21 protein-coding genes are annotated in these 25,850 nt (G+C 68.5%); 6 read left to right on the top strand and 15 right to left on the bottom strand.

Features of this window, described 5'->3' with window-relative positions; translation table 11 throughout:
- Positions 1-65 precede the first annotated feature (65 nt).
- Genes FHY09_RS14525 through FHY09_RS14505 form a run of 5 tightly spaced genes read right to left on the bottom strand, consistent with a single transcriptional unit; the run spans position 66 to position 5,730 of the window.
- On the bottom strand, positions 66-1,130 hold the full coding sequence (locus FHY09_RS14525) for a heparan-alpha-glucosaminide N-acetyltransferase domain-containing protein (protein WP_166927609.1): 1,065 nt from the start codon (positions 1,128-1,130) through the stop codon (positions 66-68).
- Positions 1,127-2,293 (bottom strand): N-acetylglucosamine-6-phosphate deacetylase, encoded by a 1,167-nt coding sequence (gene nagA, locus FHY09_RS14520; RefSeq protein WP_166927608.1) that lies wholly within the window; start codon positions 2,291-2,293, stop codon positions 1,127-1,129. The genes FHY09_RS14525 and nagA overlap by 4 nt, the downstream gene beginning before the upstream one ends.
- Entirely contained in the window at positions 2,293-3,321 is a 1,029-nt protein-coding gene (locus tag FHY09_RS14515; RefSeq protein WP_166927607.1) for an SIS domain-containing protein, read from the bottom strand. Before FHY09_RS14515 ends, nagA begins: the two co-directional genes overlap by 1 nt.
- Positions 3,322-3,330: 9 nt before the next feature.
- Positions 3,331-4,398: a LacI family DNA-binding transcriptional regulator gene (locus FHY09_RS14510; RefSeq protein WP_166927606.1), complete on the bottom strand. Its 1,068-nt coding sequence runs from the start codon at positions 4,396-4,398 to the stop codon at positions 3,331-3,333.
- 42 nt (positions 4,399-4,440) lie between these two features.
- On the bottom strand, positions 4,441-5,730 hold the full coding sequence (locus FHY09_RS14505) for a sugar MFS transporter (protein ID WP_166927605.1): 1,290 nt from the start codon (positions 5,728-5,730) through the stop codon (positions 4,441-4,443).
- A 351-nt stretch (positions 5,731-6,081) separates the two neighbouring features.
- Between FHY09_RS14505 and FHY09_RS14500 the strand changes: the two genes are divergently transcribed.
- The 3 genes from FHY09_RS14500 to FHY09_RS14490 all read left to right on the top strand — a co-directional run bounded on the left by FHY09_RS14500 (position 6,082) and on the right by FHY09_RS14490 (position 12,314).
- Entirely contained in the window at positions 6,082-7,101 is a 1,020-nt protein-coding gene (locus FHY09_RS14500) for a glucokinase family protein (RefSeq protein ID WP_166927604.1), read from the top strand.
- Between the two features lie 127 nt (positions 7,102-7,228).
- Positions 7,229-9,856, top strand: a complete 2,628-nt coding sequence (locus tag FHY09_RS14495; protein ID WP_166927603.1) for a TonB-dependent receptor — start codon at positions 7,229-7,231, stop codon at positions 9,854-9,856.
- A gap of 124 nt (positions 9,857-9,980) precedes the next feature.
- Entirely contained in the window at positions 9,981-12,314 is a 2,334-nt protein-coding gene (locus FHY09_RS14490) for a family 20 glycosylhydrolase (protein ID WP_166927602.1), read from the top strand.
- 49 nt (positions 12,315-12,363) lie between these two features.
- On the opposite strand, the gene FHY09_RS14485 is transcribed toward FHY09_RS14490, so the two are convergent.
- Both FHY09_RS14485 and FHY09_RS14480 read right to left on the bottom strand, forming a co-directional pair.
- Entirely contained in the window at positions 12,364-12,750 is a 387-nt protein-coding gene (locus tag FHY09_RS14485) for a VanZ family protein (protein WP_166927601.1), read from the bottom strand.
- Positions 12,747-13,931, bottom strand: coding sequence for a class I SAM-dependent methyltransferase (locus tag FHY09_RS14480; protein WP_166927600.1), 1,185 nt, complete (start codon positions 13,929-13,931; stop codon positions 12,747-12,749). The genes FHY09_RS14485 and FHY09_RS14480 overlap by 4 nt, the downstream gene beginning before the upstream one ends.
- Before the next feature lie 58 nt (positions 13,932-13,989).
- Between FHY09_RS14480 and FHY09_RS14475 the strand changes: the two genes are divergently transcribed.
- Positions 13,990-14,727 (top strand): pteridine reductase, encoded by a 738-nt coding sequence (locus FHY09_RS14475; RefSeq protein WP_166927599.1) that lies wholly within the window; start codon positions 13,990-13,992, stop codon positions 14,725-14,727.
- 50 nt (positions 14,728-14,777) lie between these two features.
- On the opposite strand, the gene folK is transcribed toward FHY09_RS14475, so the two are convergent.
- Positions 14,778-15,260 (bottom strand): 2-amino-4-hydroxy-6-hydroxymethyldihydropteridine diphosphokinase, encoded by a 483-nt coding sequence (gene folK / locus FHY09_RS14470; RefSeq protein ID WP_166927598.1) that lies wholly within the window; start codon positions 15,258-15,260, stop codon positions 14,778-14,780.
- A gap of 91 nt (positions 15,261-15,351) precedes the next feature.
- On the opposite strand from folK, the gene FHY09_RS14465 reads away from it, so the two are divergent.
- On the top strand, positions 15,352-16,113 hold the full coding sequence (locus FHY09_RS14465) for an Ntn hydrolase family protein (protein ID WP_166927597.1): 762 nt from the start codon (positions 15,352-15,354) through the stop codon (positions 16,111-16,113).
- 18 nt (positions 16,114-16,131) lie between these two features.
- Here FHY09_RS14465 and FHY09_RS14460 read toward each other — a convergent pair whose 3' ends face one another.
- Both FHY09_RS14460 and FHY09_RS14455 read right to left on the bottom strand, forming a co-directional pair.
- Positions 16,132-17,646, bottom strand: a complete 1,515-nt coding sequence (locus FHY09_RS14460) for an ATP-binding protein (protein WP_166927596.1) — start codon at positions 17,644-17,646, stop codon at positions 16,132-16,134.
- A 215-nt stretch (positions 17,647-17,861) separates the two neighbouring features.
- On the bottom strand, positions 17,862-18,248 hold the full coding sequence (locus FHY09_RS14455; protein WP_166927595.1) for a BON domain-containing protein: 387 nt from the start codon (positions 18,246-18,248) through the stop codon (positions 17,862-17,864).
- A 168-nt stretch (positions 18,249-18,416) separates the two neighbouring features.
- Here FHY09_RS14455 and FHY09_RS14450 point away from each other — a divergent pair, with 168 nt between their 5' ends.
- The gene (locus FHY09_RS14450) at positions 18,417-19,454 is read left to right on the top strand and encodes an oxidoreductase (protein WP_166927594.1); all 1,038 of its coding nucleotides are present in this window, start codon (positions 18,417-18,419) and stop codon (positions 19,452-19,454) included.
- Between the two features lie 81 nt (positions 19,455-19,535).
- Here FHY09_RS14450 and gnd read toward each other — a convergent pair whose 3' ends face one another.
- From gnd to lipA, 5 genes are all read right to left on the bottom strand, one after another.
- Positions 19,536-20,441 (bottom strand): phosphogluconate dehydrogenase (NAD(+)-dependent, decarboxylating), encoded by a 906-nt coding sequence (gene gnd / locus FHY09_RS14445; protein WP_166927593.1) that lies wholly within the window; start codon positions 20,439-20,441, stop codon positions 19,536-19,538.
- Between the two features lie 4 nt (positions 20,442-20,445).
- Positions 20,446-21,720 carry a hypothetical protein gene (locus FHY09_RS14440; protein ID WP_456362826.1) on the bottom strand — a complete coding sequence of 425 codons (1,275 nt, stop codon included), beginning with the start codon at positions 21,718-21,720 and terminating at the stop codon, positions 20,446-20,448.
- 2 nt (positions 21,721-21,722) lie between these two features.
- Positions 21,723-22,316 carry a DUF2242 domain-containing protein gene (locus tag FHY09_RS14435; RefSeq protein ID WP_166927592.1) on the bottom strand — a complete coding sequence of 198 codons (594 nt, stop codon included), beginning with the start codon at positions 22,314-22,316 and terminating at the stop codon, positions 21,723-21,725.
- Between the two features lie 118 nt (positions 22,317-22,434).
- Entirely contained in the window at positions 22,435-24,612 is a 2,178-nt protein-coding gene (locus FHY09_RS14430; RefSeq protein WP_166927591.1) for a carboxy terminal-processing peptidase, read from the bottom strand.
- A gap of 206 nt (positions 24,613-24,818) precedes the next feature.
- Entirely contained in the window at positions 24,819-25,829 is a 1,011-nt protein-coding gene (gene lipA / locus FHY09_RS14425; RefSeq protein WP_166927590.1) for a lipoyl synthase, read from the bottom strand.
- Positions 25,830-25,850 lie beyond the last annotated feature (21 nt).

The raw sequence follows: 25,850 nt of genomic DNA, 5'->3' as shown, positions 1-25,850 counted from the left end.
AGCCGCTCAACCCTTCTGTGCACCGTGATAAACCCTGCACACCGGACTCAACTTGGTGAATCGCTTCAGATACGGACGTGGATGCCGCGGGCGTCCAGCCAGCGCACCAGGCCCCACCACAGCGCCACGAACAGCAGCGCGCAGGCCAGCGACGCCTGTGCGGGGTCGTGCAGCCACCCCGCCAGCAGGTCGTTCAACTGCGTCCACGCACCGCTGGCGATGAGCATCAAGGCCAGTACGGAGGAGCCGAGGTACGCGGTGATGGCGTTGACGCCGAAGCAGCGTCCCCAGGCCGGTGCACCGCGACGATCGATGAGCATGTGCGCAGCCAGCAGGGCCAGCGCAGCGATGCCGCCGGTGACGGCGACGAAGCTCGGCGTCCACAGGGCCTTGTTCAAGGGCAGGACAGTCGCAGCCAGCAACCCGATGGCCAGCAGCGCCGCACCCGCAAGGCCCAGCGCGGACAGCGCGCCGCGCCGCAGCAGGTCGCCCGCGCGCAGGCCCAGCAGCGTGGTGGCCACCGCGCCAAGCGTGCTGAGCAGGCCTTCCGGGTCATGGCCGCGCCCGGTCACCGCGTCGTACTGGTAGAGCCAAGGGGCGAACAGCGCGGTATCCAGGCGGCTGCCCGGATCCTGCCACGGCTGCAGGGAGCCGGCGCCCAGCAGCACCCCGGCGTGGACGGCGAGCGCAAGCCCGAGCACGGTCCACTGGGCGCGCGGGCGCAGCCATACCGCCATCAGGCCCACTGCCGCAGCGCACACCGCGATCCGCTGCAGCACGCCCCAGAGGCGGAAGTGCGGCAGCGACAGCAGCCACCACGCCAGCAGATGCAGCGCCACGCCCGCCAGGAGGATGCGCAGTGCGCGCTGCACGACGCCGCGGGCGAGCGCGGGCCGCCGTGAGTGATCCCCGGCGCGCGGGGCAACGCTGAAGGCCAGCGAGACCCCGACCAGGAACAGGAAGAAAGGAAAGATCAGATCGGTGGGCGTGAGGCCATGCCACAGGGCGTGCCGCAGGGGCGCGTACACATGGCTCCAGTCGCCGGGGTTGTTGACCAGCAGCATGGCCGCCACGGTGGTGCCGCGCAGCGCATCGATCGACGCCAAGCGCATGCCCGCCGCCGCCTTCATGCGGCTTCGTACTGCCCGGCGATCCAGGTGCCACGCACCTGCAGTGCATCGTCAAGCAGCACCAGATCGGCCTGGTAGCCCTCGGCGATGTGGCCCAGCCGGTCGTCCACGTTGAGGAACTGCGCCGGATAGGTGGAGGCCATGCGTGCCGCCTCGGCCAACGGCTGGCCCAGCAGCCGCACCGTGTTGCGCACCGCCGTCGCCATGTCCAGGGCGGACCCGGCCAGCGCTCCGGCGGCATTGCGTACCACGCCGTCCACGGCGGTGATGACCTCGCCGTACAGCGCGTAGCTCGGCGACTGTGCCCCCACCGGCGGCATCGCATCGGTCACCAGCAGCAGGCGCCCGCGCGGCTTGGCGGCCAGCGCCACGCGCAGGCTCGCCGGATGCACGTGCACCCCGTCGACGATGATGCCGACCCAGCTGTCGCGGTCCTCGAGCGCGGCACCGACCGCCCCGGGCTCGCGGCCCTGCAGCGGCGACATCGCGTTGAAGAGATGGGTGAAGCCCCGGATGCCCGCGTCGAGCCCGGCACGGGCTTCTTCGTACGTGGCGGCGGTATGGCCGGCGGCGACGATCACACCGCGTTCGACCAGCGCGCGGACGGTGTCCAGCGGCACCTGCTCCGGCGCCAGCGTGAGCAGGGTCGGGCCGTTGTCCAGCGAGGCCACCATCGCCAGCTCGGCGGCGTCGGGCAGGCGGAACTTGCTGGCATCGTGGGTGCCTTTCCTCGCCGGGGCGATGTAGGGGCCCTCGAGGTGGATGCCGAGCACGCCGGGCACGCCCTGGCGGATGGCCTCGCGCGTTGCATCGATGCCCAGGCGCATGACCGCGGCATCGTCGCTGATCAGCGTCGGCAGCATCGCGGTGGTGCCGAAGCGGCGGTGTGCGGCTGCCATGGTGCGCACGGTCGCGATGTTAGGTGCGTTGTTGAACAGCACGCCGCCGCCGCCGTTGACCTGCACGTCGATGAATCCCGGCACGAGCCAGCCGCCATCGAGGTCGATCTGCCCGGCAGCCGGACCGAGCTGCGGTGCCGCATCCGGTACCAGGTGGGTGATGCGGCCGTCCTCGATCACCAGCGCCAGGTCGTCGCGGAAGGTGTCATCCACGAGGATGCGCGCATTGCGCAGCACCTGCCGGCGTGTCGTGGGGGCTGGCATCAGACCGTCTCCGTGACCTTGTTGAGATGCGGCGGCAGATCCGGGTTGTGTCCCCGGGACAGCGCGAGCGCGTTGATCGCCCTGTAGAAGCTCTGCACCACCAGCAGCGGTGCGCAGGCCGGGTGCGGCGGCGTGACCACCGGCAGGTCGCCGCCGGCGCCGGCCAGCCACACCTGCGCACCGCGTGCGGCGAATTCGTCCGCCACCGCGCGCGTGCCGGCACCGGTATCGTCCGGCTGCGCGAAGGCGAGCACCGGGAACCCCGGTCCCACCAGCGCCATCGGCCCATGCTTGACCTCCGCCGAGCTGTAGGCTTCGGCATGCAGGCCGCAGGTTTCCTTGAACTTCAGCGCCGCCTCCTGCGCGGCGCCAAGCCCCAGCCCGCGGCCCAGCACGAACAGGTTGGTGGACATCCGCAGGCCCTCGGTAACGCCCTGCCAGTCGCACTGCCAGGCCTCGCGCAGCGCTGCCGGCAGGCGCTCCAGCGCCTCGAGCAGAGCACTGTCCTGTTTCCACACCGCCGCCAGCTGCAGCAGCGCGGACAGCGAAGCAAGGTAGCTCTTGGTCGCCGCCACGCTGCGCTCCTCGCCCGCGTGCAGGGCGATCACCGTGTCCGCCAGCGCGGCCAACGGAGAGTCTTCCACGTTCACCAGGGCCACCACGTGCGCACCACCGGCCTTGGCCGCTTCGACGTTGCGCAGCAGGTCCGGGCTCTTGCCGGACTGCGAGATGGCAATGAACAACGCGCCCTGCATGCGCAGCGGCGAGGCATACACCGAGCCCACCGAGGGCGATGCCGAAGCCACCACCACGCCGAGCTGGGTTTCCAGCAGGTACTTGCCGTACGTGGCCGCGTGATCCGAGCTGCCGCGCGCGCAGGTCACCACGAACGGCGGCGGCGCCGCGCGCAGCCGCGCGGCCAGCGCCTCCAGCACCGGGCGGTTGCGCGCGAACTGGCGGGCAACCACGTCGGCCGCTTCGGCGGCTTCGCGGAACATCAGGGTGGCGGACGGCTCGGGCAGCGGCATGGGGTGGGCTCAGGCAGGTTCTTTCAGGAGGGGGGAAGCCACCGGCGGGCGCACCGGGGCGGTGGAGCCACGCACGACCAGCTGCGGCACGAAGCCCTGGTTGTGCAGCGGTGAAGGCGCCTCGTCGTAGGCATCGTTGCGCAGCTGCGCGATCAGCAGGCGCGCGGCATGGCGCGCGATATCTTCGGTGGCCTGCTTGGCCGTGGTCAGCGGCGGCCAGGACTGGCGCGAGAACGGGCTGTCCTCGAAACCGGCGATGGACAGGTCGTAAGGCACGTTCATGCCGGCCGATTTGGCCGCGGCCAGCACGCCGGCGGCGATCTCGTCGTTGGAACCGAAGATGGCCGTGGGCGGCTCGCGCAGGGCCAGCAGCCGGCGTGCGCCGCGGAAGCCGTCGTCGAAGGTGTAGTCGCCCTGCACCACCAGGTGCTTGTCCACGCTCATGCCGTAATCCTTCAGCGCGGCTTCGTAGCCGGCATGGCGTTCGCCGGAGGACCGGTGCGAACTGCCGCCCCAGAGGAACCCGATACGCTGGTGGCCCAGCTGGATGAGGTGTTCGGTGACCTCATAGGCGGCCTCGCGGTCATCCACGAACACGCACGGGCCGTCGGCCGGATCTTCGGTGGCGGCGATGATGCGCACCAGCTTGATGCCGCGGGCGGTGAGCGCCTGCACCAGATCCTGGCGTTCGGACATCGGCGCGGTGAGCACCAGGCCGGCCAGGCGCGAGCGCTGCACCCAGTCCGCCAGCTCATCGGCCAGCAGGGGCGAGGACGCATCGCAGGGATGGATCTGGAGGCCGAAACCGGTCTCGCGGCAGGCCGCCAGCACCCCGTTCTGCACCCCGATGATGTGGTACGGATTGGGGTTGTCGTACACCAGTCCGATCACGAAGGTGGTGCCGCTGCGCAGATTGCGCGCGGACGGATCGGGTTCGTAATCGAGGTCGGCGATGGCACGCAGCACGCGTGCCCGCGTGGCCTGCATCACCGATGGCTCGTTGTTGATCACGCGCGACACCGTTTTCAGCGAAACCTTCGCCTGTTCGGCGACATCCTTGATGGTCGCTCTGCGCATGGGTGGCTCCCGCCGTTGATCCAGGGCGTCCATGATCGCCGATCAGGCTGCGTCGCGGGGCAGGCCGGCGCGGTGGCCGATGAGCGAATAGAACAGGATGTACAGGTAGCACGGCACCATGAGCAGCGCGAACACGAGCTGGAAATCGATGTGCTGCTTGAGGATGGCGAAGGCGTGCGGAATGATCGCACCACCGGCGATGCCCATCACCAGCAGCGCCGAGCCGGTTTCGGTGAAACGTCCCAGGCCGCGAATGGCGAGCGGGAAGATGGCCGGCCACATCATCGCGTTGGCGAAACCGAGCAGGGCCACGAAGGCCACCGACACATACCCGTGGGTCGCCCAGGCGCCCAGGCTCAGGACCACGCCCAGCACAGCGGAGAATGTAAGGTAGCGGGACTGCGAGACCACGCGGGGAATCAGCAGCAGGCCGGCCACGTAGCCGACCAGCATCGCGCCCAGGGTGAGCGAGGTGAACAGCTTGGTGTGGTCCAGCGGCAGGCCGAAACTGTGCCCGTAGGTCCCGATCGCATCGCCGGCCATCACCTCCACGCCCACGTAGACGAACAGGCACAGCACGCCCAGCCACAGGTGCGGGAACTGGAAGATGCTGCGGCGTTCGACCGCCCCCGCACGCGCGGGCGTGGCATTGGCCTCGGACGACTTGAGTTCCGGCAGCGGCGAGAACAGCACCGCCACCGCGAACACCAGCAGGACCGCGGCCATGGCCAGGTACGGGGCGTGGATCTTGGCGGCGAACGTATCGAGCAGCACCGCGCGCGTTGCCGGATCGGCCTGCGCCACGGTCTGTGACAGATCACCGATGCCATGCAGCACCAGCGCCCCGATGGTCACCGGGGCCAGGATGCCGGCGATCTTGTTGCAGATGCCCATCAGCGCGATGCGTCGCGCGGCCGTTTCAATGGGTCCCAGGATGCTGATGTACGGATTCACGGCGGTCTGCAGCAGCGCCAGGCCACTGCCGATGACGAACAGTCCACCAAGCGCGCCCGGATACCAGCGCTGGGTGGAGAACTCGCCGAACAGGGCCGCACCGCAGGCCATGACCACCAGGCTCAGGCTCAGCCCCTTCTTCATGCCGGTGCGCCGCAGGATCCACGAGGACGGCAGCGCGAGGAAGAAGTAGGACAGGTAGAACACCATCAGCACCAGGAACGCGCCGACCTCGTCGAGTTCGAAGGCGAGCTTGACGAAGGTGATGAGCGGACCGTTGAGCCAGGTGAGGAAGCCGATCAGGAAAAACAGCACGCCGATGATGGCGATGGACACGGTCAGGCTCGGGCGTGCGCTTGCAGCGGGAACGGCAGACATCGAGGGCTCCTGGAGCGCGCGGACCGCAGCGCCGGGCAAGGTGAACTGGGAACAACGTTGTCACATTTATTCGACGCCCCCGCGCGCTTGTCAACCGTCCCATCACGCCTGTTGCGACGCAGCAGAGGCCCTCGCCGAGCAGCGCGGGACGCCGGATCCTCTGCGCAGATGCAGCCCGCGCAAGGGATCACGCGTTACAGGGCGCACGCTCCTGAAATCGTTTACGGCGATTTCCACTCGCTGCATCGCAGCAACGAAACTGTCAATATTTCGTTGACATCGTTGTCACCCCCGGCACAGACTCCGCTCAATCGCCGGACATCACCGTCCGGCCCGCAAGCAGGAGCACGCGTGACCGCTGCCAGCCACCCCGCACCCGCCCATGTCCTCTCCACGGCCGCGCCGAGTTTCCTGGCCGCCGATGTCGGCGGCACCCATGTGCGCGTGGCCCGTGTCCGCGCCAGCGGGGACGAGGCGCACCCGGTGCAGGTGCTTGATTACCGCACGTACCGCAATGCGGACCACCCGGGCCTGGAGGCCATCCTCGCCGATTTCATCGGGACCGGTCCGCGTCCCCGCCACTGCGTGGTGGCGACCGCCGGCTACGCCCGCGAGGACGGCACCGTGATCACCGCGAACGTGCCCTGGCCGCTGTCGGCGCGCGCGCTCGAGGCCGGGCTGGCACTGCAGCACGTCTACATCGTCAACGATTTCGAAGCCGTGGCCTACGCCGCCGCGCAGGTCGATGCCAGCGGCGTCCTGCAGCTGTGCGGGCCGGCGCAGGCCCCCCGTGGCCCGACACTGGTGGTCGGCCCGGGCACCGGACTGGGCGCCGCCGTCTGGATTCCCACGCGGCACGGCGCGGTGGTGCTGGCCACCGAAGCCGGGCAGGCCTCGCTGGCCACCTCCACCGAGCTGGAGATGGCCATCGTGCGCTGCATGCTGCGCGAGCGCGGCCATGTGTCGGTGGAGCATGCACTCTCCGGCCCCGGGCTGATCAACCTGTACACCGCGCTGTGCCGCATCGAAGGGCATGCCCCGACGCTGGCCACGCCCGACGCGGTCACCGCTGCCGCCATGGCCGACGCCGACCCGCATGCACGGCGCGCACTGGACGTGTTCTGCGGCCTGCTCGGCAGCACGGTGGGCGACATGGCCCTGCTGTATGGCGCACAGGGCGGGGTCTATCTGGCCGGCGGGATCCTGCCGCAGATCGGCGAGTTCCTGCGCCGCAGCACGTTCGTCGAACGCTACCTCAACAAGGGTCCCATGAGCGAAGCCCTGCACCGGATCCCGGTCAAGGTCGTCGAGCATGGGCAGCTGGGCGTCATCGGCGCCGCCAGCTGGTACCTGGGCCGCGAGGCCCGCTGAAACACCGCCGTACCCGAATACCGCAGGTGAAGGACCCGGAGCACCCCCGTCGCCCTGACGGAGTGCCACCCCCACGCAGCAGACCGCACGCCGACAAGGCGACCATCGAGTGATGAGGAGAGACATCATGAACACCCGCAAGTCCGTACTGGCCGCCGCCATCGTCAGCTGCCTGACCTTCGCAGCGCATGCGCAGGAAACTCCGATGGACCTGGATACCGTGCAGGTCGTCGGCATCCGCGCCAGCCTGGAGAAGTCGCTGGACACCAAGCGCAACAACGTGGGCGTGTCCGAAGCGATCACCGCCGAAGACATCGGCAAGTTCCCCAGCACCAACGTCGCCGAGGCGTTCTCGCAGATTCCCGGCGTCACCCTGGATCGCCGTTTCGGCCAGGGCGAGCGGGTCAGCATCGATGGCACCGACCCCAGCCTCAACCTGTCCTTCCTCGATGGCCATCCGGTCGCGCAGGCGATCTGGCTGTACGGTGAGCAGCCCAACCGCGGTTTCGACTACACCCTGCTCTCGCCGCAGATCCTCGGCCGCGCCGAAATCATCAAGTCCTCCGAAGCGCGCCTGACCGAAGGCAGCCTGGGCGGCACCGTACTCATGCACACCCGCCAGCCGCTGGATCTGAAGCAGAACGAGGTCGCCGCCTCGATCGGCTACAGCTACAGCCAGCAGGCCAGCGAAGGCAAGCCCAACGCCTCGGCGCTGTACAGCTGGAAAAACGATGCGGAGACCTTCGGCATCGCGGTGTCCGCGCAGCATTACGAAGAAGCCGTGGACCGCCAGGGCAAGGAAGTGTTCGGCTACGTGGATGCCAGCACCTTCGGCAACGCCACCGGCCCGGGCGCGGTGGCCGGACTGGACGTGCCGAACTCGTTCAACGCCGCCTGGTTCCAGCAGGAACGCGAGCGCGACAGCGCCGTGGTCAACCTGCAGTTCAAGCCGACCGAGGAACTGGAGTTCAACCTCAGCGGCCTGTACATCAAGGAGAACTTCGACAACTACAACCAGTCGATGTACTCCTTCCTGACCTGGAATCCGGGCACCGTGGGTGCGGTGGACCAGCTCGGCGGGGTGCGCAACGGCGTGGTCACCAGCGGCCATTCCACCCCGAGCGCGACGGCCAACAGCGGTACCGTGATCTATGACAACAACGTGCGCCTGTCCGAAGTCACCACCAAGGGCCTGGACCTGCGCGGCGCCTTCCGCGGCGACCGCTGGGGCGTGAGCGGCCAGGCCGGCCAGAGCAAGTCCGAGAACAAGGACCTGGCGCAGTACTTCATCGAGCCGTTCTACAACGGCGGCTTCAGCTGGGACATGGACCGCGGCATCACCTTCGACGACCCGGCAGGCGCACGGTCGCCGGCGAACTGGGGTTCGGCCGGCGGCTGGTTCGGCAACAACGGCGTGTTCTCCACCGACAGCAAGGACACCTACGCGCAGCTGGATTTCAACGTCCAGTTCGACAGCATCTTCAACCAGCTGCAGTTCGGCGTGCGCCACGGCAAGCATGAAGAAGCGTTCCAGCTCAATGTCTACGGTGGCGTCACCCCGGGCACGCTGGCCGACGTGGGGGTGATCGGCCTGACCGACATCCAGGGCTTCTACCCGGACCATGGCCGGCACATCCAGGCCGGGCGTGACAACGTGCTCAATTGGGTGCGCAACAGCCCCATCGACTACGCCAATCCGGATCCGGCCAGCTTCCTCAACAACAGCTGGGCCCTCACCCAGACCAACAACGCCGCCTACGCACAGCTGAACTTCTCCGAAGGCTCGCTGCGCGGCAACCTTGGCGTGCGCTATGTCGATTCCAAGACCGAAGGCAGCGGCTTCGTCTACGGCGGCACCCCCACCCTGACCGACCTGGACAGCAAGTGGCAGACCCGCACCAAGAACGAGGACTTCCTGCTGCCCTCCTTCAACCTGGCCTGGGACCCGGGCAATGACTGGGTGTTCCGCCTGGCCGGCGCCAAGGTCATCGCGTGGGCGCCGTACAACCAGATGGTGAACAACACCTTCCTCAACGACACCACGCTGACCGGCTCGGGCGGCAACGCCGACCTGTCGCCGTACGAATCGTGGAACTTCAACGCCTCGGCCGAGTTCTACTACGCGCCGCAGGCGGTGGCGGCATGGTCAGTGTTCTACAAGAAGATCGACAACTACATCGATACCTCGGCCACCACCGAGCGCCAGTACAACTCCATCCGCGACACCTCGCCGGCCACGTGGGCCAACCTGGTGGGCACCAACGGCTGCAGCGCCGACGGCTACTGCGATTACAGCATCCAGCGTCCGCGCAATGCCGGCAGCGGCCACGTCAAGGGCTTCAACATCAGCATCCAGCAGCCCTTCGGCGAAAGCGGGTTCGGCCTGACCGCCAACTACACCTATGCCAACGGCGAGAACAACACCGGCGATCCGCTGCCGTACCAGTCCCGCAACGCAGTGGCGCTCAGCCCCTACTACGAGAAGGGACCGCTGAACGCACGCCTGACCTACAACTGGCGCGACAGCTACCTGGCCGGTGGCTATGTGGCCGGTGCCGCACCGGCCAGCGTGGACGACTACGCCGAACTGGGTGCCAGCATCGGCTACACGTTCAACGAGCACTGGTCGCTCAACATCGACGCGCAGAACCTGCTGGATGAAACCTACTTCCAGTACCTGGGTGACAAGGACCACCTGGCTGGCAAGTACAAGAGCGGTCGCCGTTACATGGCGACCCTGCACTTCAAGTACTGAGGCGTCATCTTCAGCCATGCCGACGGGCCCGGATTTCCGGGCCCGTCGTACGATGGCGGTCCGGTTACGTGGCCGTACCGCCAGATCGACGGGTGGAGAGCCCCCGTCCGCCAAGGAGCACGCAATGCGCATCGCCCTGCTGTTTTCCCTCCCGCTGCTGTTGTGCACGGCTGCCCCGCTGCCCGCCCGGGCCGCCGACGCACCGGCCACCGCAAGTGCCCCCGGACCCCTGCTGCGCGATGGCAGCCTGATGCTGATCCCGGCACCGGCCAGCGTGCACACCGACCGCCGCCCCGCCTACCCGCTCACCGCCTCCACGCCCCTGCGCGCGCAGGGTGACGGCGCGCGCCGCGTGGCGCAGCAGTTCGCCGACCTGCTGGCACGCAGTGGTGGACCGCAGCTGGCGCTGGCCAGCGGACGCGGCCACGATGGCATCCGCTTCGAACTCTCGCCGAAGCCTGCGATGGGCCCGGAGAGCTACCTGCTGCAGCGTGATGCGGACGGCGTCGTGGTGCGTGCTTCGGGCGAGGCGGGCCTGTTCTACGGCGCCGTCACGCTGGCCCAGCTGGCCACCGGCGGCAGCAAGGGCATGGTGCCCCCGGTAACCATTGAAGATGGCCCGCGCTTCCCATGGCGCGGCTTCATGCTCGACTCTGCACGGCACTTCCAGAGCCTGGATGAAATCAGGCAGGTCATCGATGCAATGGCCGCGCACAAACTCAACACGCTGCACTGGCACCTCACCGATGACCAGGGCTGGCGCATGGAGATCAAGCGCTACCCGAAGCTCACTGAGATCGGCAGCTGCCGCCTGCCCGCCGGCGATGGCGCCCGCGATCCGGCCACCGGTGCCGAACGCCCGTACTGCGGCTACTACACCCAGGCGCAGATCCGCGAGGTGGTGGCCTACGCCGCCGCGCGCCACATCCAGGTCATCCCGGAGATCGACGTGCCCGGCCACGCCACGGCAGCGATCGCGGCGTATCCCGAGCTGGGCGTGCTCGACACGCCGCTGCGGCCGCTGAGCGAATGGGGCGTGTTCCCCAATCTGTTCAATGTGGAGGAAAGCACGTTCGTGTTCCTGGAGAACGTGCTGGAAGAGGTCATCGACCTGTTCCCTGCAACGTACGTGCACGTGGGCGGCGATGAGGCGGTCAAGGACCAGTGGATCGCTTCGGCGCGCGTGCAGCAGCGCATGCGCGAGCTCGGTGCGAAGGATGAAATGGCGATGCAGAGCCATGTCATCAAACGCCTGGAGACCTTCCTGGAGCAGCACGACCGGCGCCTGATCGGCTGGGACGAGATCCTTGAAGGCGGTTTGCCGCCGCAGGCGACGGTGATGTCCTGGCGGGGGACCGAAGGCGGGCTCGCGGCGGCCAGCAGTGGCCACGACGTGATCATGTCACCGGTGACCCACCTCTATCTGGACTACCTGCAGACCACCTCGCCGAACGAACCGCCGGGCCGGCCGCTGCAGGTGGACCTGGCGAAGGTGTACGGCTTCGAGCCCGTGCCGCCCACCCTGCCCGAGGACAAGCGCCACCACATCCTCGGCCTGCAGGCCAACATGTTCACCGAGCACACGCGCAACTACGAGCGGCTGCAGCACAACCTGTTCCCGCGCCTGGCGGCGGTGGCGGAGACCGGCTGGAGCCTGCCGCGGAACCGGGATTTCCGCGATTTCCTGGCACGCCTCCCCGCCCAGCTGCAGCGGTACCGCGCCTGGGGACTGCAGTACGCACAGACGCCGTTCGAGGTAGGGGCGGGGTTCCAGGACCAGCGCGCGGACGGCCGCGTGGCCATCACCCTGGCCAACCCGCTCGGTTACGAGGTGCGCTACAGCCTGGACGGCCAGCCCGTCACCGCGCAGTCGCCGCGTTACCAGCAGCCGCTGCACGCCGCGCTGCCGGCCACGGTGCAGGCGGCGGCGTTCTTCCAGGGCCAGCCGCTGGCCAAGGCACCCACCGTGCTGGAATACACGGCGCAATCAGTGCTCAGCCGCACGCATGAGCAGCTCGCCACCTGCCCGGACTCGGGCAAGCTGGTGCTGCGGCTGGAGGACGACGGTCCGGCCGAGGGCGCCCGCGCGGTGTTCAACGTGGACATCTTCAACCCGTGCTGGCGCTGGCCGTCGGCGGACCTGCAGGGCATCGACCGCATCCGGGTGCGCGCCGGCAATATTCCCTACTACTTCCAGCTGGCGCACGATGAGCCGAACCGGCACTTCGAAAAACCGCGCCGCGCGCACGGCGAAATGAAGATCCGCCGCGGCGACTGCACCGGTCCGGCGATCGCGCAGGTCGCGCTGCCCCCGCGCCCGGATGCCGATGGTTTCATCACCCTCGAAGCAAAGCTGCCGCGAAACGTGGCCGGGACGACCGATCTGTGCATCAACTTCACCGGCGACACACGGCCGACCCTGTGGGTGCTGGACGAGGTGACGCTCCAGCCACACTGACGGAGCTGGCGGAAACGGGGCGCCGGCTGCCGGCCCGGCGCTCGATGCCTCAGCCGCGCAGGCGCAGCAGCAGGTTGGCTGCCGGGGTCCAGGCCAGTGAGACACCGGCGATGACGCCGACCGTGTTGGCCAGCGCATCGGCAGGGTCGGCCATCCGGGTGGCGGTCAGGGCGCCCTGCAGGACCTCCACAAGTCCCCCCATCACCACCAGGCCCAACGCGGCCAGCTGCAGCGGACGGCCGTGGCGGTACAGCTGCACCGCGCTGCCAGCGAGCACGAAGTAGGCCAGGAAATGCTCGATCTTGTCGCTGCCCGCCGGCAGCGCCAACGGCGGCGGGGGCATCAGGCACACCACGATGACGCTCAGCACGGCCACCCGCCACAGCGCGAGCCAGACCCGCGGGTAGCGCAGCGGCTTGAGCCCGCAAGGCCTCACAGACGCCCGCACAGATCGCCGAGTTCGAAGGCCGGCTCGAAATCCACACCACGCTGCAGGCCGATCACCTGGAAGCGTTCGCCCATCTCGGTGGGCAGCGTGAGTTTCTTGACCTGCTGGCGCAGCTGCACACGGCCGACATCGTCGGTGCGCTCGTCCGCCAGCGCCAACGCCTGGTCCAGGCCATTGCCGAGCAGGAAACTGGCCTGGCTGCAGTAACCGGCCAGATCGAAGCCGGCATGCAGGCCGGCTTCGGCCACCGCCGTGAAATCCACCGACGCGGTGATGTCCTGCAGCCCCGGCCAGCGGTGCACATCGTTGTGCACGTGGTGCCGGTAGAACGCGCGCACCGTGCCGTCATCGCGGTCCGGCTGGTAGTACTCGCCGCGGCTGTAGCCGTAATCCACGAACAGCATCGCCCCGCGTTCGAGGCCGCCGGCAACGGCCTGCAGCCAATACGGCAGATGGGCCAGGCTTTCACTGCGGTAGCCCTCGGCAAAGGGACGTTGCAGGTAATTCTCCAGATGCCGTACGGCGCCGCTGAGCAGCATGTCCGCCGGCTGCGTGCCGCGCACGAATGCGCCTTCGGCATCCAGCTCAACTGTCTCCTCGAACACTTCGCCCTGGGTGATCACGAACCGCGGCGTGGGCAGCGCATCGATGACCTCGTTGGCGAACACGATGCCTTCCCAGTCATCGTCGAAGGGGCGGTCCAGCCATTCCACGCGCCCGGCGAGTTCGGCCGGCAGGTGCTGCAGCAGCCGGTCGCGCTGGCGCTGGCGCAGGTCCGCCGAAGGTTCCAGGATGGCGTAGCGGGCTGGCAGCGCATCCAGCTCGGCCAGCCGCAGCAGCACCGCCTCGGCGAAGGCGCCGGTACCGCCGCCGAGCTCGAGCACGCGTGCCTGGGCGGACAGCTGCCCGAGCACCGGCGCGAGCGCATTGGCCACGGTGGTGGCGAACAGGCTGCCCATTTCGGGGGCCGTGGTGAAATCCCCGCCACCGCCGAACTTGCTTGCACCGGCGCTGTAATAGCCCCAGCCCGGTGTGTAGAGGCACAGTTCCATGAACCGCTGGAACGGGATCGCGCCGCCCTGGGCGCGGATCTCCTGGCGGAGCGCGGCGGCCAGCTGATCGCTGTGGGCCAGGGCATCGGCATCGGGCAGGGGCATGGTGGACTGCATGGCGTCTTCAAATGCGGTGACAATGACCTACAGGATAGCCGCTCAGGAGGACCGCTCAATGACCGACACCGCCCCCGTGGCCTTCGTCACCGGCAGCGCGCGGCGCATCGGTGCCGCCATCGCAACCCGCCTGCACGCGGCGGGCTACGGCGTGGTGCTGCACGCCCACCGCTCCAGCGACGCGCTGCAGGAACTGGCGTTCGCATTCGAGAGCGCCCGCCCCGGCAGCGTGCTGGCCCTGCAGGCGGACCTGCGCGACGCCGCGTCCCTGCCCGACCTGATCGAGCAGGCTGTCGGCCATTTCGGGCGACTGGACGCCCTGGTGAACAACGCCTCCAACTTCTATCCCACCCCGTTCGGGCAGATCACCGCTGAAGCGCTGGACGAGCTCTACGCGGTCAATGCGCGTGCGCCGCTGCTGCTGTCACAGGCCGCCGCACCGCACCTGCGCCGGCAGCACGGCTGCATCGTCAACCTGACCGACCTGCACGCCAGCGAACCCATGCGTGACCATGCCGCCTACACGATGGCCAAGGCCGCGCTGGCCATGGTGACCCGCTCGCTGGCGCTGGAGCTCGCACCGAAGGTCCGGGTCAACGCCGTGGCACCGGGCGCGATCCTGTGGCCGGAGCACGGCAAGGACGATTTCGCCCGGGAGGCCCTGCTCGCCCGCACCCCGCTGGGCCGCATCGGCACAGTGGAGGAGATCGCCTCGGCCGTGCACTGGCTGGTCGCCGAGGCCGGCTTCATCACCGGCCACACGCTCGGCGTGGACGGTGGCCGCACCCTGACCTAGCCCAGGCCGGCGTCCGGCAGGGCGACCCAGCCGCCGGGCCGGACGCGGCCTTACAACGCCACGATCTCGAACGTCTCCGCATGCTGCGGGTGCGCTTGCCAGAGCGCGGCCAGGCACTGCCCACTCACCGGGTCCACGAACTCTCCGGCGATGTCCGCCAGGGGCTTGATCACGAACGCGTGCTTCAGCTCTGGGCGCGGGATGCGCAGGTGGCCCGGCCCCTCGACGATCAGGTCGCCATAGAACACCACGTCGATGTCCAGCGTGCGATCGGAGAACCGCGGCCCGCTGCGGTCACGCCCATGCGCGTCCTCCAGCGCGTGCAGCCAATCCTCAAGCGCCTGCAGCGGCCAGTCCGTCTCGATCCTGACAGCACTGTTGAGAAACGCGGGGCCGTCGAAGCCGACCGCCGCGGTGCGGTACGCAGGCGATGCATGGAGCGCGCCGAACTGTTCGGCCAGGGCCTGCACGGCCGCTTTGAGATGTCGACGCGGCTGCACATTGCTGCCGAGGCTGAGGAGCACGGTGGTCATACGAGGGGGGCGTTGGGCAGGGGAGGAAGAAGGCGATGCCATCGTCACGACGGCCTCACTACACTGGGGTCCACATGATAGGACACAGCCCATGACCTATTGCGTCGCAATCGAGGTGGACGAGGGCCTGGTCTTCGCAGCCGACACGCGCACCAATGCTTCGCTCGATGACGTGCGGATCCACCGCAAGCTGCATGTATTCGAGTACCCAGGCAATGCCGTCTTCGTGCTGATGGCCGCCGGCAACCTCGCCACGACCCAGCTGCTGGTCTCGCGGCTGCACCGCGACGCGGCCGAAGACCGTTCTGCCTCGCTGCCGCGCATGCGCCACCTGTTCGAAGCCGCTGCCCATGTCGGTGAGCTGCTGGTCGACTGCCAGGTCAAGGGCCGGCCCTCCGGACGTGGACAGGAAGGCATCAATACCCAGGCCACGCTGATCCTGGGCGGGCAGATCGCCGGCGAACGGCCGGGTATCTACATGATCTATCCGCTGGGCAACGCGATTGCCGCATCGCCGGAGACCCCCTACCTGCAGATCGGCGAATCCAAGTACGGCAAGCCGATCCTGGACCGCATCGTGCGGCCGGGGACAGGCTTGGACGACGCGGCGCGCACCGCGGTGGTCTCGCTGGATTCGACCATCCGCTCCAATCTTTCGGTCGGCCTGCCGCTGGACCTGGTACTGATCCGTCGCAACGCACTGCGGGTCAGTGGGGAGCTCCGCCTGAGCGGTGACTCGCCCCTGTATGCCGACATCCACCACAACTGGGCCCGGCGCCTGGAGCAGGCCGTCGCCAGCCTGCCGCGCTTTCCATGGGAGAACGCACGCCGCGATGACGACGCAGCGGATTGAGCTGCGAAGTACCCTGGATCAGCCCAGCGCCTGCGCCACGGCGCGGAACACCGCCTCCATCTCCAGTGGCTTGCGCAGGACGTGCAGGTGCAGGGTCGGCGGCGCGAACGCGTCGGGCACCTCCACCTCCGGGTCTTCCAGCAGCAGCACGGCACCGGCGAAACCGAGCAGCGCCATCTCGTCCAGCAGGTGCCGCGCAGGCAGCAGACGGGCACCACCATCGACTACCACCAGGGCCGGCATCGCGCCCTGCTGCATCCAGCGCAGCGCGGTGGCACCGTCGGAAGCCAGGCGCAGCAGATAGCCTTGGCTGGACAGCGCATTGCCCAGCAGCGACAGGCGCGTGGCCTCGCCGTCCACCACGAAGATGGACTGACCCGCGCCGGGCGCGAGCGCGGCGAAGGCCGGCCGTGGTAGTGGCGAAGCGGCGGCAATGGGCAGATCGAGCATGAAGCGCGTGCCCCGCCCCAGCTCACTGGCCACGGTGATCTGCCCCCCGCAGCCTTCGACAATCCGCTTGCATGACATCAGGCCCAGGCCCGTGCCATCGGCCTTGGTGGTGAAGAACGGATTGAACAGCCGCGCCAGGATGTCGGCCGACATGCCCGTGCCTTCGTCGGTCACGCTCAGGCACAGGCGGTCAGCGCCTTCGTGTCCGGCCCTGGCGCGCACGTCCAGCCACAGCCGACCGCCGTGCGGCATCGCCTGCAGGCCGTTGAGGCAGAGGTTGAGCAGCACCTGCTGCATCTCGGTGTAGTTGGCCCGCACTGCCAGTGACGGGTCGTCCACGCTGAGCTCCAGCGTGACCGAAGGTGGCAGGTTGGCCCGCAGCAGCAGTTCCACTGCGTCGAACAGGTGGGGGATCGGCACGACCTCGCTGGCCGCCTGCGAACCGCGCACGAAGGACAGCATCGACTGCGCCATCTCATGCCCGCGACGTCCGCACTCGGCGATGACATCGGCGAAATGATGCAGCTTGGGATCATCGGTGCGCGCCTTGAGCAGCTCGGGCATGATCAGCAGCGGTTGCAGGATGTTGCGCAGGTCATGGCTCAGTCCCGCAGCGAGCATCGACAGGCTCTCCAGCCGCTGCGCGCGCATCAGCTCGGACTCCACGCGCGAACGGTCGCGGCGCTGGCGTGCATCGCCGATGGCCCGCATCACCGCCGTCGGCAGGCGCGCGGTCTGCTGCCGGATGATGTAATCGTCCGCGCCACGCTGCAGGGTGGCCACGGCGGCCTCTTCAGCCAGCAGGTCCGCTACGTAGATGAACGGCAACGCCGGCTGCAGCGAACGCACGATGTCCAGCACCCGGGTTCCCTGCAGGCCCGGCAGGTCCATGCTGGAGAGCACGATGTCCGGGGCGAACTCGGCCATCGCCCGGCGCAGGCCGGCTTCGCTGGCCACCTGCCGGAAGATCGCAGTCAGGCCCGCCGCCTGCAGCTGCCGGATCAGCAGGTCGGCACCGTGCGCGGCGTCCTCCACCACCAGGATACGGAACGCTCCCTGCGCCTCTGCCGTTGCAGCCCCCATGATGTCTGATCCCCGAAGCATGACCCCTCGCCCGTGCCGCCATCCGTTGGACACGCGCTCCCCTGCACGGTCCGGCACCACGTCCGGCGCTGCCGGATGCGGTTGGATGGCACTATAGCGCAGCACCCCGCAGGGTGGCGCCCGTGCGCACCCGCATGACCAGACGAAGAAAGGCGCCCACGAAGGGCGCCTTTCGGGATCGAACGACGCAGCGATTACTTGCGGGCGGTGCCGGCGACCTGCAGCTTCGAGGCGTTGACACTCTTCACGCCTTCGATCATGCCGGCCTTGGCGACGGCCTGGTCGTGCTGTTCCTTGGTGGCAACGCTGCCACTCAGCCAGACAACGCCGTTCTTGGTTTCAACGCTGATGTCGGTTCCCGGGGTGCCACCGCTGACCAGCAGATCGCCCTTCACCTTGGTGGTGATCCAGGTATCGGTGCCGGGCTGGCTCGAATCATGCTGCGCACCGTGCGCGGCGTGGGTGTCCTGCGCGGCCATGCTGCGATCCTTCTTGGCCGGGTCGTTGGCCATGGCGAACGGGGCGGCCAGCAGCATGCCCAGGCCGATGGTGGCAGTAAGCAGCGACGTGTTCTTCTTCATGGTGCGGTCCCTCGTTGTTGGTGGATGAAGTGTCCGCCATGGCCTGTCCACCACACGTGGGCAGATCGTAAGGCCCGGGTGAATCCGCCACGACCGGCATGTGCCGTTCAGTTTCCGCAGCCGCCGCCGCCGGGTACCCTTGACCTTTCCGTCGCGTGGAGCGCGCTCGTGCCCTCTCCCATCAACCTGGCTGTGATCGGCTATGGCCTCGCTGGCCGCGTGTTCCATGCCCCCTTGATCGGGCACACGCCCGGACTGGCGCTGCACAGCGTGGTGACCTCGCAACGGACCGTGGTCAATGCAGCGCTCCCCGGCGTCCGCGTGTGCGCCGCGGCAGAGGAGGTATTCGATGACCCGGCGGTGGATGCGGTGGTCACCGCCACGCCGAACGCGCTGCATGCCCCGCTTGCGCTGGCGGCGCTGCAGGCGGGCAAGCACGTGATGGTGGACAAGCCCTTCGCGCTCGATGCCCTGCAGGCCGAGGCCCTGGTCTCGGTGGCCGAGGCCAACGACCGCGTAGTGACTGTGTTCCAGAACCGCCGGTTCGACGGTGGCTTCCTGACCTTGCAGGCGCTGCTGGCCAGCGGCGTGCTTGGTGACATCGCCGAATGCCACGTGCATTTCGACCGCTTCCGCCCGCAGGTGCGCGATCGCTGGCGCGAGCAGGAGGGTCCCGGCAGCGGCCTGTGGTACGACCTGGGGCCCCATCTGCTGGACCAGATGCTCACGCTGTTCGGGTGTCCGCGTGCGATCAGCGTGGACACTGATTGCCAGCGTGACGCCGGAGGCGTGGACTGGTTCCATGCGGTGCTGCATTACCCGCGCATGCGCGCGGTGCTGCATGCCGGTTCACTGGTGGCAGCGACGATGCCCAGCTTCGCCGTGCATGGTCGGCGGGGGAGCTGGGTGAAACACGGCCGCGATGTGCAGGAGGCACAGCTCGCCGCCGGCCTCCGGCCGGGTGAGGCGGGCTGGGGCGTAGACCCACAGCCGGGCCTACTGACCCGCGTGGATACCGCAGGAGCCCTGCAGGAGGAGCCGCTGGCCAACCTGCCGGGCGACTACCGTGCGGTGTACGAGGGCTTCGCAGCGGCCATCCGCGGTGGGACGGCGCCGGTGGTGACCGTGGAACAGGCGCTGCGGCTGATGCGCCTGCTCGACGCTGGCCAGCTCAGCGCGCGCGAAGGCCGCCGCATCTCCCTGTAGCGCCGGCGCCTGGCCGGCGGCCCCGGCCGCCAAGGCCGGTCAGGCTGCCGGGCAGGCCACACGGCCGCGCTGCCACCGTGCTCAGCGCGGCTTGATCGCGTGGCCGCCAAACTCGTTGCGCATGGCGGCCAGCAGGCGGTCGCTGAAGGAGTTGGACTGGCGCGAGCGCAGCCGCTCGAGCAGCGATAGCGTGATCACTGGCGCGGGCACGTCCAGTGCGATCGCTTCGGCGACCGTCCAGCGTCCCTCGCCCGAATCGTCCACATAGGCGGCGATTCCATCCAGCGACGGATTGCGCTGCAGCGCCTGCGCGCTGAGATCCAGCAGCCATGAACGCACCACGCTGCCATGGCGCCACACCTCGGCCACCTGGCCCAGGTCCAGCTGCAGCTCCTCCTTGCGCTCCATCAAGGCGAAACCTTCCGCGTAGGCCTGCATCATTCCGTACTCGATGCCGTTGTGGATCATCTTGGTGTAGTGGCCCGCACCGCTTGGCCCCACCCGTGCCCAACCCCGGTCGGCGGCGGGCGCGAGGCTCTGGAACAGCGGCGCGAGGCGCTCGACGGTCGCCGCGTCGCCGCCGATCATCAGGCTGTAGCCTTCCTGCAGGCCCCACACGCCGCCGCTGGTGCCGCAGTCCAGGTAGGTGATGTCGTTGGCTGCCAGCGCCTGCGCGCGGCGCTGTGAATCCTGGTAATTGGAGTTGCCGCCGTCGATCACGACATCGCCCTCGGCAAGGTGCGGCACCAGGTGTGCGAGCGTCTGGTCCACCGCGTCACCGGCCGGCACCATCAACCAGACCACGCGGGGCACCGGCAACGCCTCCACGGCCGCGGCCAGCGTATCGAAGGTTTCCATGCCACCTTCCCCGGCGCGCTGGCGCGCCGCTTCACCCGGGTCGTAACCGACCACACGGTGCCCGCCCAGCCGCAGCCGCTGCGCCATGTTGGCGCCCATGCGCCCCAGCCCGATCATTGCAATATCCACGTGTTCACCTTTGGGTCGAGGACCGGGGGCGCGCAGCGCCGTCCGGCCCGGAAGAAGAAGGAGCGTGCGCCGCCGCGCAATCGCCTGTCTGTGCCTGCACCCAGCGCTCGAACAGCGTGGTCTGCAGGTTGTTCATCGCCAGCTCGATCACGTAGGGTGTGCGCGGATTGCGGTCGAGCAACCGCGCCACGTGCGCGCCGATCGGCTTGATGCCGCGCGGGTGCACGTAGATCAGGAACTGCTGGTAGAACGGATCGCCGAGCAAGGCATCCATCCGGGCCACGATGTGCCGCTCGGCGGGCGTCAGCGATGCCCGCAGCGTCACATCCCGCTCGCTCAGCAGGCGCTCGAAGAAGCGCACGCCGCGACGCGGGATCTGCCGCGACAGCGCCCACAGCGCCGCATTGCGCTGGTCGTAGCCTGCCAGCCCGCCCTGTGCATGCAGCGCATCGGCCGCCGCCGCCCCGACATCCACCACGATGAAGTTCTCGGCCTGGTTGTTGAGGTCGTCGAGGGTCTCGCGGCCGTAAGCGTGTTCGAGGAAGCCGGGCAGGCCCATGAACGCCTGGCGGCCCTGCGCGGCCGCGCGCACGCCCTTGCCATCGCCCTGCAGTTCGCCTGCATGACGTCCCAGCAGGATGCTGTCGGTCTGGTGCAGGGTGAGGAAGGTGCCGATGCTGAGCTCGCTGGCGGTGAAAGCGGTATCAAACCGTGCATCGCCGAACAGTTCGCGCTGCGTCGCCAACTGGGCCACCTGGCGCCCCACCCCGCACTCGCTGCGTACGCGGCCGGTATAGAACGCCTGCAGCGCCTGGCTGTTGCTTCCGCTGGGCCGGTAACCGCGCCCGAACGCATGGGTGCGCTGCCAGCCCTGCGCGCCGGCGCCGGCTGCGCCAAATCCGATCCAGCCCAGCTGCAGCCCGGAAAAACGATAGTCCGGATTATCCTGCAGCGCCTGTGCAGCGCGGCGCGCGGCCTGGCCCAGCTGCATCGAATACGCGCAGTGTGTTGCCGGATGCCGGAGCAACGCCTGCAGCACCGTCTCGCGCACCGGCGCGGGGCTGCCCATCGGGATCTGCACGCGCAGGTCCCCGGCCGCATGCGCCGCCGCCAGGTCCGCCCGCGTGCAGACATCCCCCCCGTGGATCTCGACCCGGGTGACAGGTCCCTCCGTGATCTGCCAGCCCAGGCGTTCAAGCACCGGTTGCAGGCACCCCTGGGCGGCGCCCGCCGCCAGTGGCCAGCCCGACAGCACCAGCAACGCGGCCCAGCGACGCATGCTCAGCGGGATCCGCTGCCTGCGGGATCGCCGGGTTGCAGTGCCGGGACATCCGGGTACACCGGGCTGGCCGGCAGGGCGGCGCCGGCCGGCAGGTACTGCTGCAGGCGCTGGAAGAAGCGGCCGTAGAAGCCACCGTCCTGCACCGTGCTGCTGGCCACTTTCACCAGCGAATCGTCATTGCTGCCGAAGGGCAGCGAGACCGAGCCCAGTGCCCCCACGCCCACGCTGGCCGAGGTCGGGCTCTTCTTGAGCGCGTAGCGGTCCTGGACGGCACTGGCGAAGACCAGCGTCTGCTCGCCCCGCGGTGCGCACGAAATGCGCAGCACCAGCTGCTCGTGCGAATCTTCCTTCGGCTGGAAGTTCTTGCTGCCCTCCACCAGGGTGTCGTCGGCACGCGCGATGGCGTACCCCTGCCCGAGCAGCGTGCGGCGCGCGGCCTCGCAGGCCTGCGCCGGCGGCCCCTCCACGGTGCGCGAATACATGTCGCCGGAGTCGAAAGACTCGCGCAGCAGCGTGCTGTCAGCCGCCCGCCCACCGCAGGCAGCGAGCGTGACCGCCGCCAGCGCGGCCGTCAGGGGGAAGCGAGGCTGCATGGAAACTCCGGGATTTCAGTCGTAGGGAGCTTACGGGCGTGCATGTAAGCGCCGGGTCGAGAACGCCATGTCCGGCGAGTGGCCGGGCCGCATCACCGCGACCCGGCCCGCTCCTCGATCAATCCGCCCAGCGACCTGCGCCGGTGGACTGCGGCAGCACCTGCGCCGACAGCGGACGGTCGTTTTCCAGCAGATTCACTGCATCGGCCAGGATCGAGGCCGACTCGCGCAGCAGCGGGTCCGGGCGCTTTTCAGCCGCCTTCTCGCGTGCCGCGTCCTTGACGATGTCGCGCTCGTTGCCGGTCAGGCCGTCATCGCTGCTGTCGTCGGCCAGCGGATCCAGCGCCAGTCCAAGCTCCTTGCGGATCGCCTGGCGCTGCTTGCGCTGCGTTTCCTGGCGGTCACGCTCGGCCAGCCGCTCGGCTTCGTTCAACGAAATGTACTTCTTCGCCTTCTCGGTGCGGAACTGCTCGACGTCCTCGTTCCACCAGACGAACTCCTTGTCCTTCAGGATGCGCGCGGCATGGCGCGTTTCCAGCTGCGGCAGCAGCGGTGCGAAGTTGCCGTACTGCGTGTGCGGGACCGCGGCGATGCGCGTCCACGGCAGTGCGTTGTCATAGGTGCTCTCGCCGTATTCGGTGGCATCCACGCTCGCCGGGAACGCCACGTCAGGCACCACGCCCTTGTGCTGGGTGCTGCTGCCGCTGACGCGGAAGAACTGCGCGATGGTCAGCTTGACCTGTCCGAAACGCTGCGTCTCGCCGCTCGGCCAGCGGTCCAGGTCGACGATGTTCTGCACCGTGCCCTTGCCGAACGTGGTCTCGCCGATCACCAGCCCACGGCCGTAATCCTGGATCGCGCCAGCGAAAATCTCCGACGCCGATGCCGAGCCGCGGTTGATCAGCACCGCCAGCGGGCCATCCCAGGCGACGTCGGCGCCACGGTCACTGTTGACCGTCACGCGGCCACCGGCCTCGCGCACCTGCACCACCGGACCCTGGTCGATGAACAGACCGGTCAATTCGATCGCTTCATCCAGCGAGCCGCCGCCGTTGTTGCGCAGGTCCAGCACCACGCCATCGAGCTTGTCGGCCTTGAAGCCGGCCAGCAGCTTGGCCACGTCGCGGGTGGCCGAGGCGTAGTCGGCCGCGTTGCGGCGGCGGCCCTCGAAGTCCTGGTAGAACGTCGGCAGCTTGATCACGCCGACCTTGCGCTCGGGTTCACCGGCGGTGGCGGGAATCGTCAGTGTTTCGCCCTTGGCGGCCTGTTCGGCAAGGCGCACCTTCTGCCGCGTCAGCACCAGCGTGTGGTGCTTGCCGTCCACGCCTTCCTCGGCCGGGATGAACTCCAGACGGACCTGGGTGTCCTTGTTGCCGCGGATCTTGGCCACCACGTCGTCGATGCGCCAGCCGATCACATCCTCGATCGCGCCGTCCCTGCCCTGGCCGACGCCCACGATGCGGTCACCCGGCTTGAGCGTGCCGTTCATGGCCGCCGGACCGCCAGCGATGACTTCGCGGATCACCACCATGTCGTCCTGGCGCTGCAGCTGGGCGCCGATGCCTTCCAGCGACAGCGACATGGCCTGGTTGAAGTTCTCCGCCGTGCGTGGCGTGAAGTAGTCGGTGTGCGGATCAACGGCACTGGTATAGGCGTTGAGGAAGAACTGGAACACGTCCTCGCCCTTCAGCTCGTTGACCGACTTCTCCAGCGTGCTGTAACGCTTGTCCAGCGTCTTGCGGATGTCGTCGGGCTTCTTGCCGGCCAGCTTCAGCCGCAGCCAGTCGTTCTTGACCGACTTGCGCCACAGCTCGTCGAGCTCGGCATCGCTGGCGGCCCAGGGCACGTCCTTGCGGTCGTACTCGAAGCGCTCATCCGTGCTGAAATCCGGCTCCTGCTTCAACAGCGTACGCGCATACCCCACGCGCTGCGCCACGCGCTGGCGGTACACCGCGAACACCTGGAATGCCGGCTCCAGCTGGCCACCGCGGATGGCCTCGGCGATGTTGGCCTCGAACGGGGCGAACTTGGCCACGTCCGCCTGGGTGAAGAACTGCTTGCCCGCATCGAGCGACTCCAGGTAACGCTTGAACACGTCCTTGGACATCGCCTCGTCGAGCGCCTTCGGGCGGTACGCGTAGCGGCTGTCGGAGAGCAGGCCGTAGACCAGCTTGGAGGTGGTGGCCTGGTCGGCGGTGGCCGCCGCAGGCAACGCCGGCGCGTCGGCCTGGGCCGACAGGGCCAGCGGCGCCGTGAGCGCCAGAGCAATCAGGAATGCGGGGGCTTTGAATTTCATGTACTTGCTCGGGACGCCTTGCCAGGGGAGAGAGTGCGTTACACCTCAGATACGAAGACAGTGCCGAAAGTTTCCGGCGTTGTCATCGCAGCGGGCGGGACAGGGCTTTCCAGCGTACTGCTGCGCCTGTAGCAGAATGTGAACCGACGGCCACCTCCCGCCTGCGACCCGGGCAGGCACTGCACGGGCCAGCGAAGCGCCCGTGGTCAGGCCACGCCCGCACCCTTGGCCTGCACATCGGCGTGGTACGACGAGCGCACCATCGGGCCAGAGGCCACGTGGCTGAAGCCCAGTGCGTAGCCGTAGTCTTCCAGTGCCTTGTAATCCTCCGGCGTCCAGTACTTCAGCACCGGATGGTGGTGCGCGGTGGGCTGCAGGTACTGGCCGATGGTGATCATGTCCACGTCGTGCGCGCGCAGGTCACGCATCGTGGCCTTGATCTGTTCGAAGTCCTCGCCCAGGCCCAGCATGATGCCGCTCTTGGTCGGCACCTGCGGATGCTGCGCCTTGAAGTTCTTCAGCAGCGTCAGCGACCACTGGTAATCGGCGCCGGGACGCACGTTGCGGTACAGGTCCGGCACCGTTTCGATGTTGTGGTTGAACACATCCGGCGGGTTCTGCGCGAGGATCTCCAGCGCACGCTCCATGCGGCCCTTGCCACGGAAATCCGGAGTCAGCACTTCGATGCGGGTGCCGGGAGACTTGGCGCGGATGGCGGTGATGCAGTCGACGAAGTGCTGGGCACCGCCGTCACGCAGGTCATCGCGGTCCACGCTGGTCACCACCACGTACTTCAGGCCCATGTCGGCCACGGTCTGGCCGAGGCTGGCCGGCTCGCCGGCATCGGGCGGCTTGGGCCGGCCGTGGGCGACATCGCAGAACGAGCAGCGGCGGGTGCAGACCTCGCCGAGGATCATGAAGGTCGCGGTGCCGTGGCTGAAGCACTCGTGGATGTTGGGGCAGCTGGCCTCCTCGCACACGGTGACCAGGCGGTTCTCGCGCAGCCGCGCCTTGAGGTTCTGCACGGCATTGCCCGAAGGAATGCGCACGCGGATCCAGGAAGGCTTGCGCAGCACCGGGGCGTCGGCGAACTGCACCGGCGAGCGGTTGATCTTGTCGCCGCCCAGCTGTTTGGCACCGGCCTGCAGCGGCGCGGCGGGAGCGGTTTCGCCCTGCAGCATCTGCAGGGGAATGGTGCGGGCAGTCTGTTCGGTCATGGGGTTCCCGGCGGCCGCACG

The sequence above is a fragment of the Xanthomonas sp. 60 genome (genome assembly GCF_011761925.1).
The sequence above is the reverse complement of the archived record's forward strand: the minus strand, read 5'-3'. Positions and strand labels throughout refer to the sequence as shown.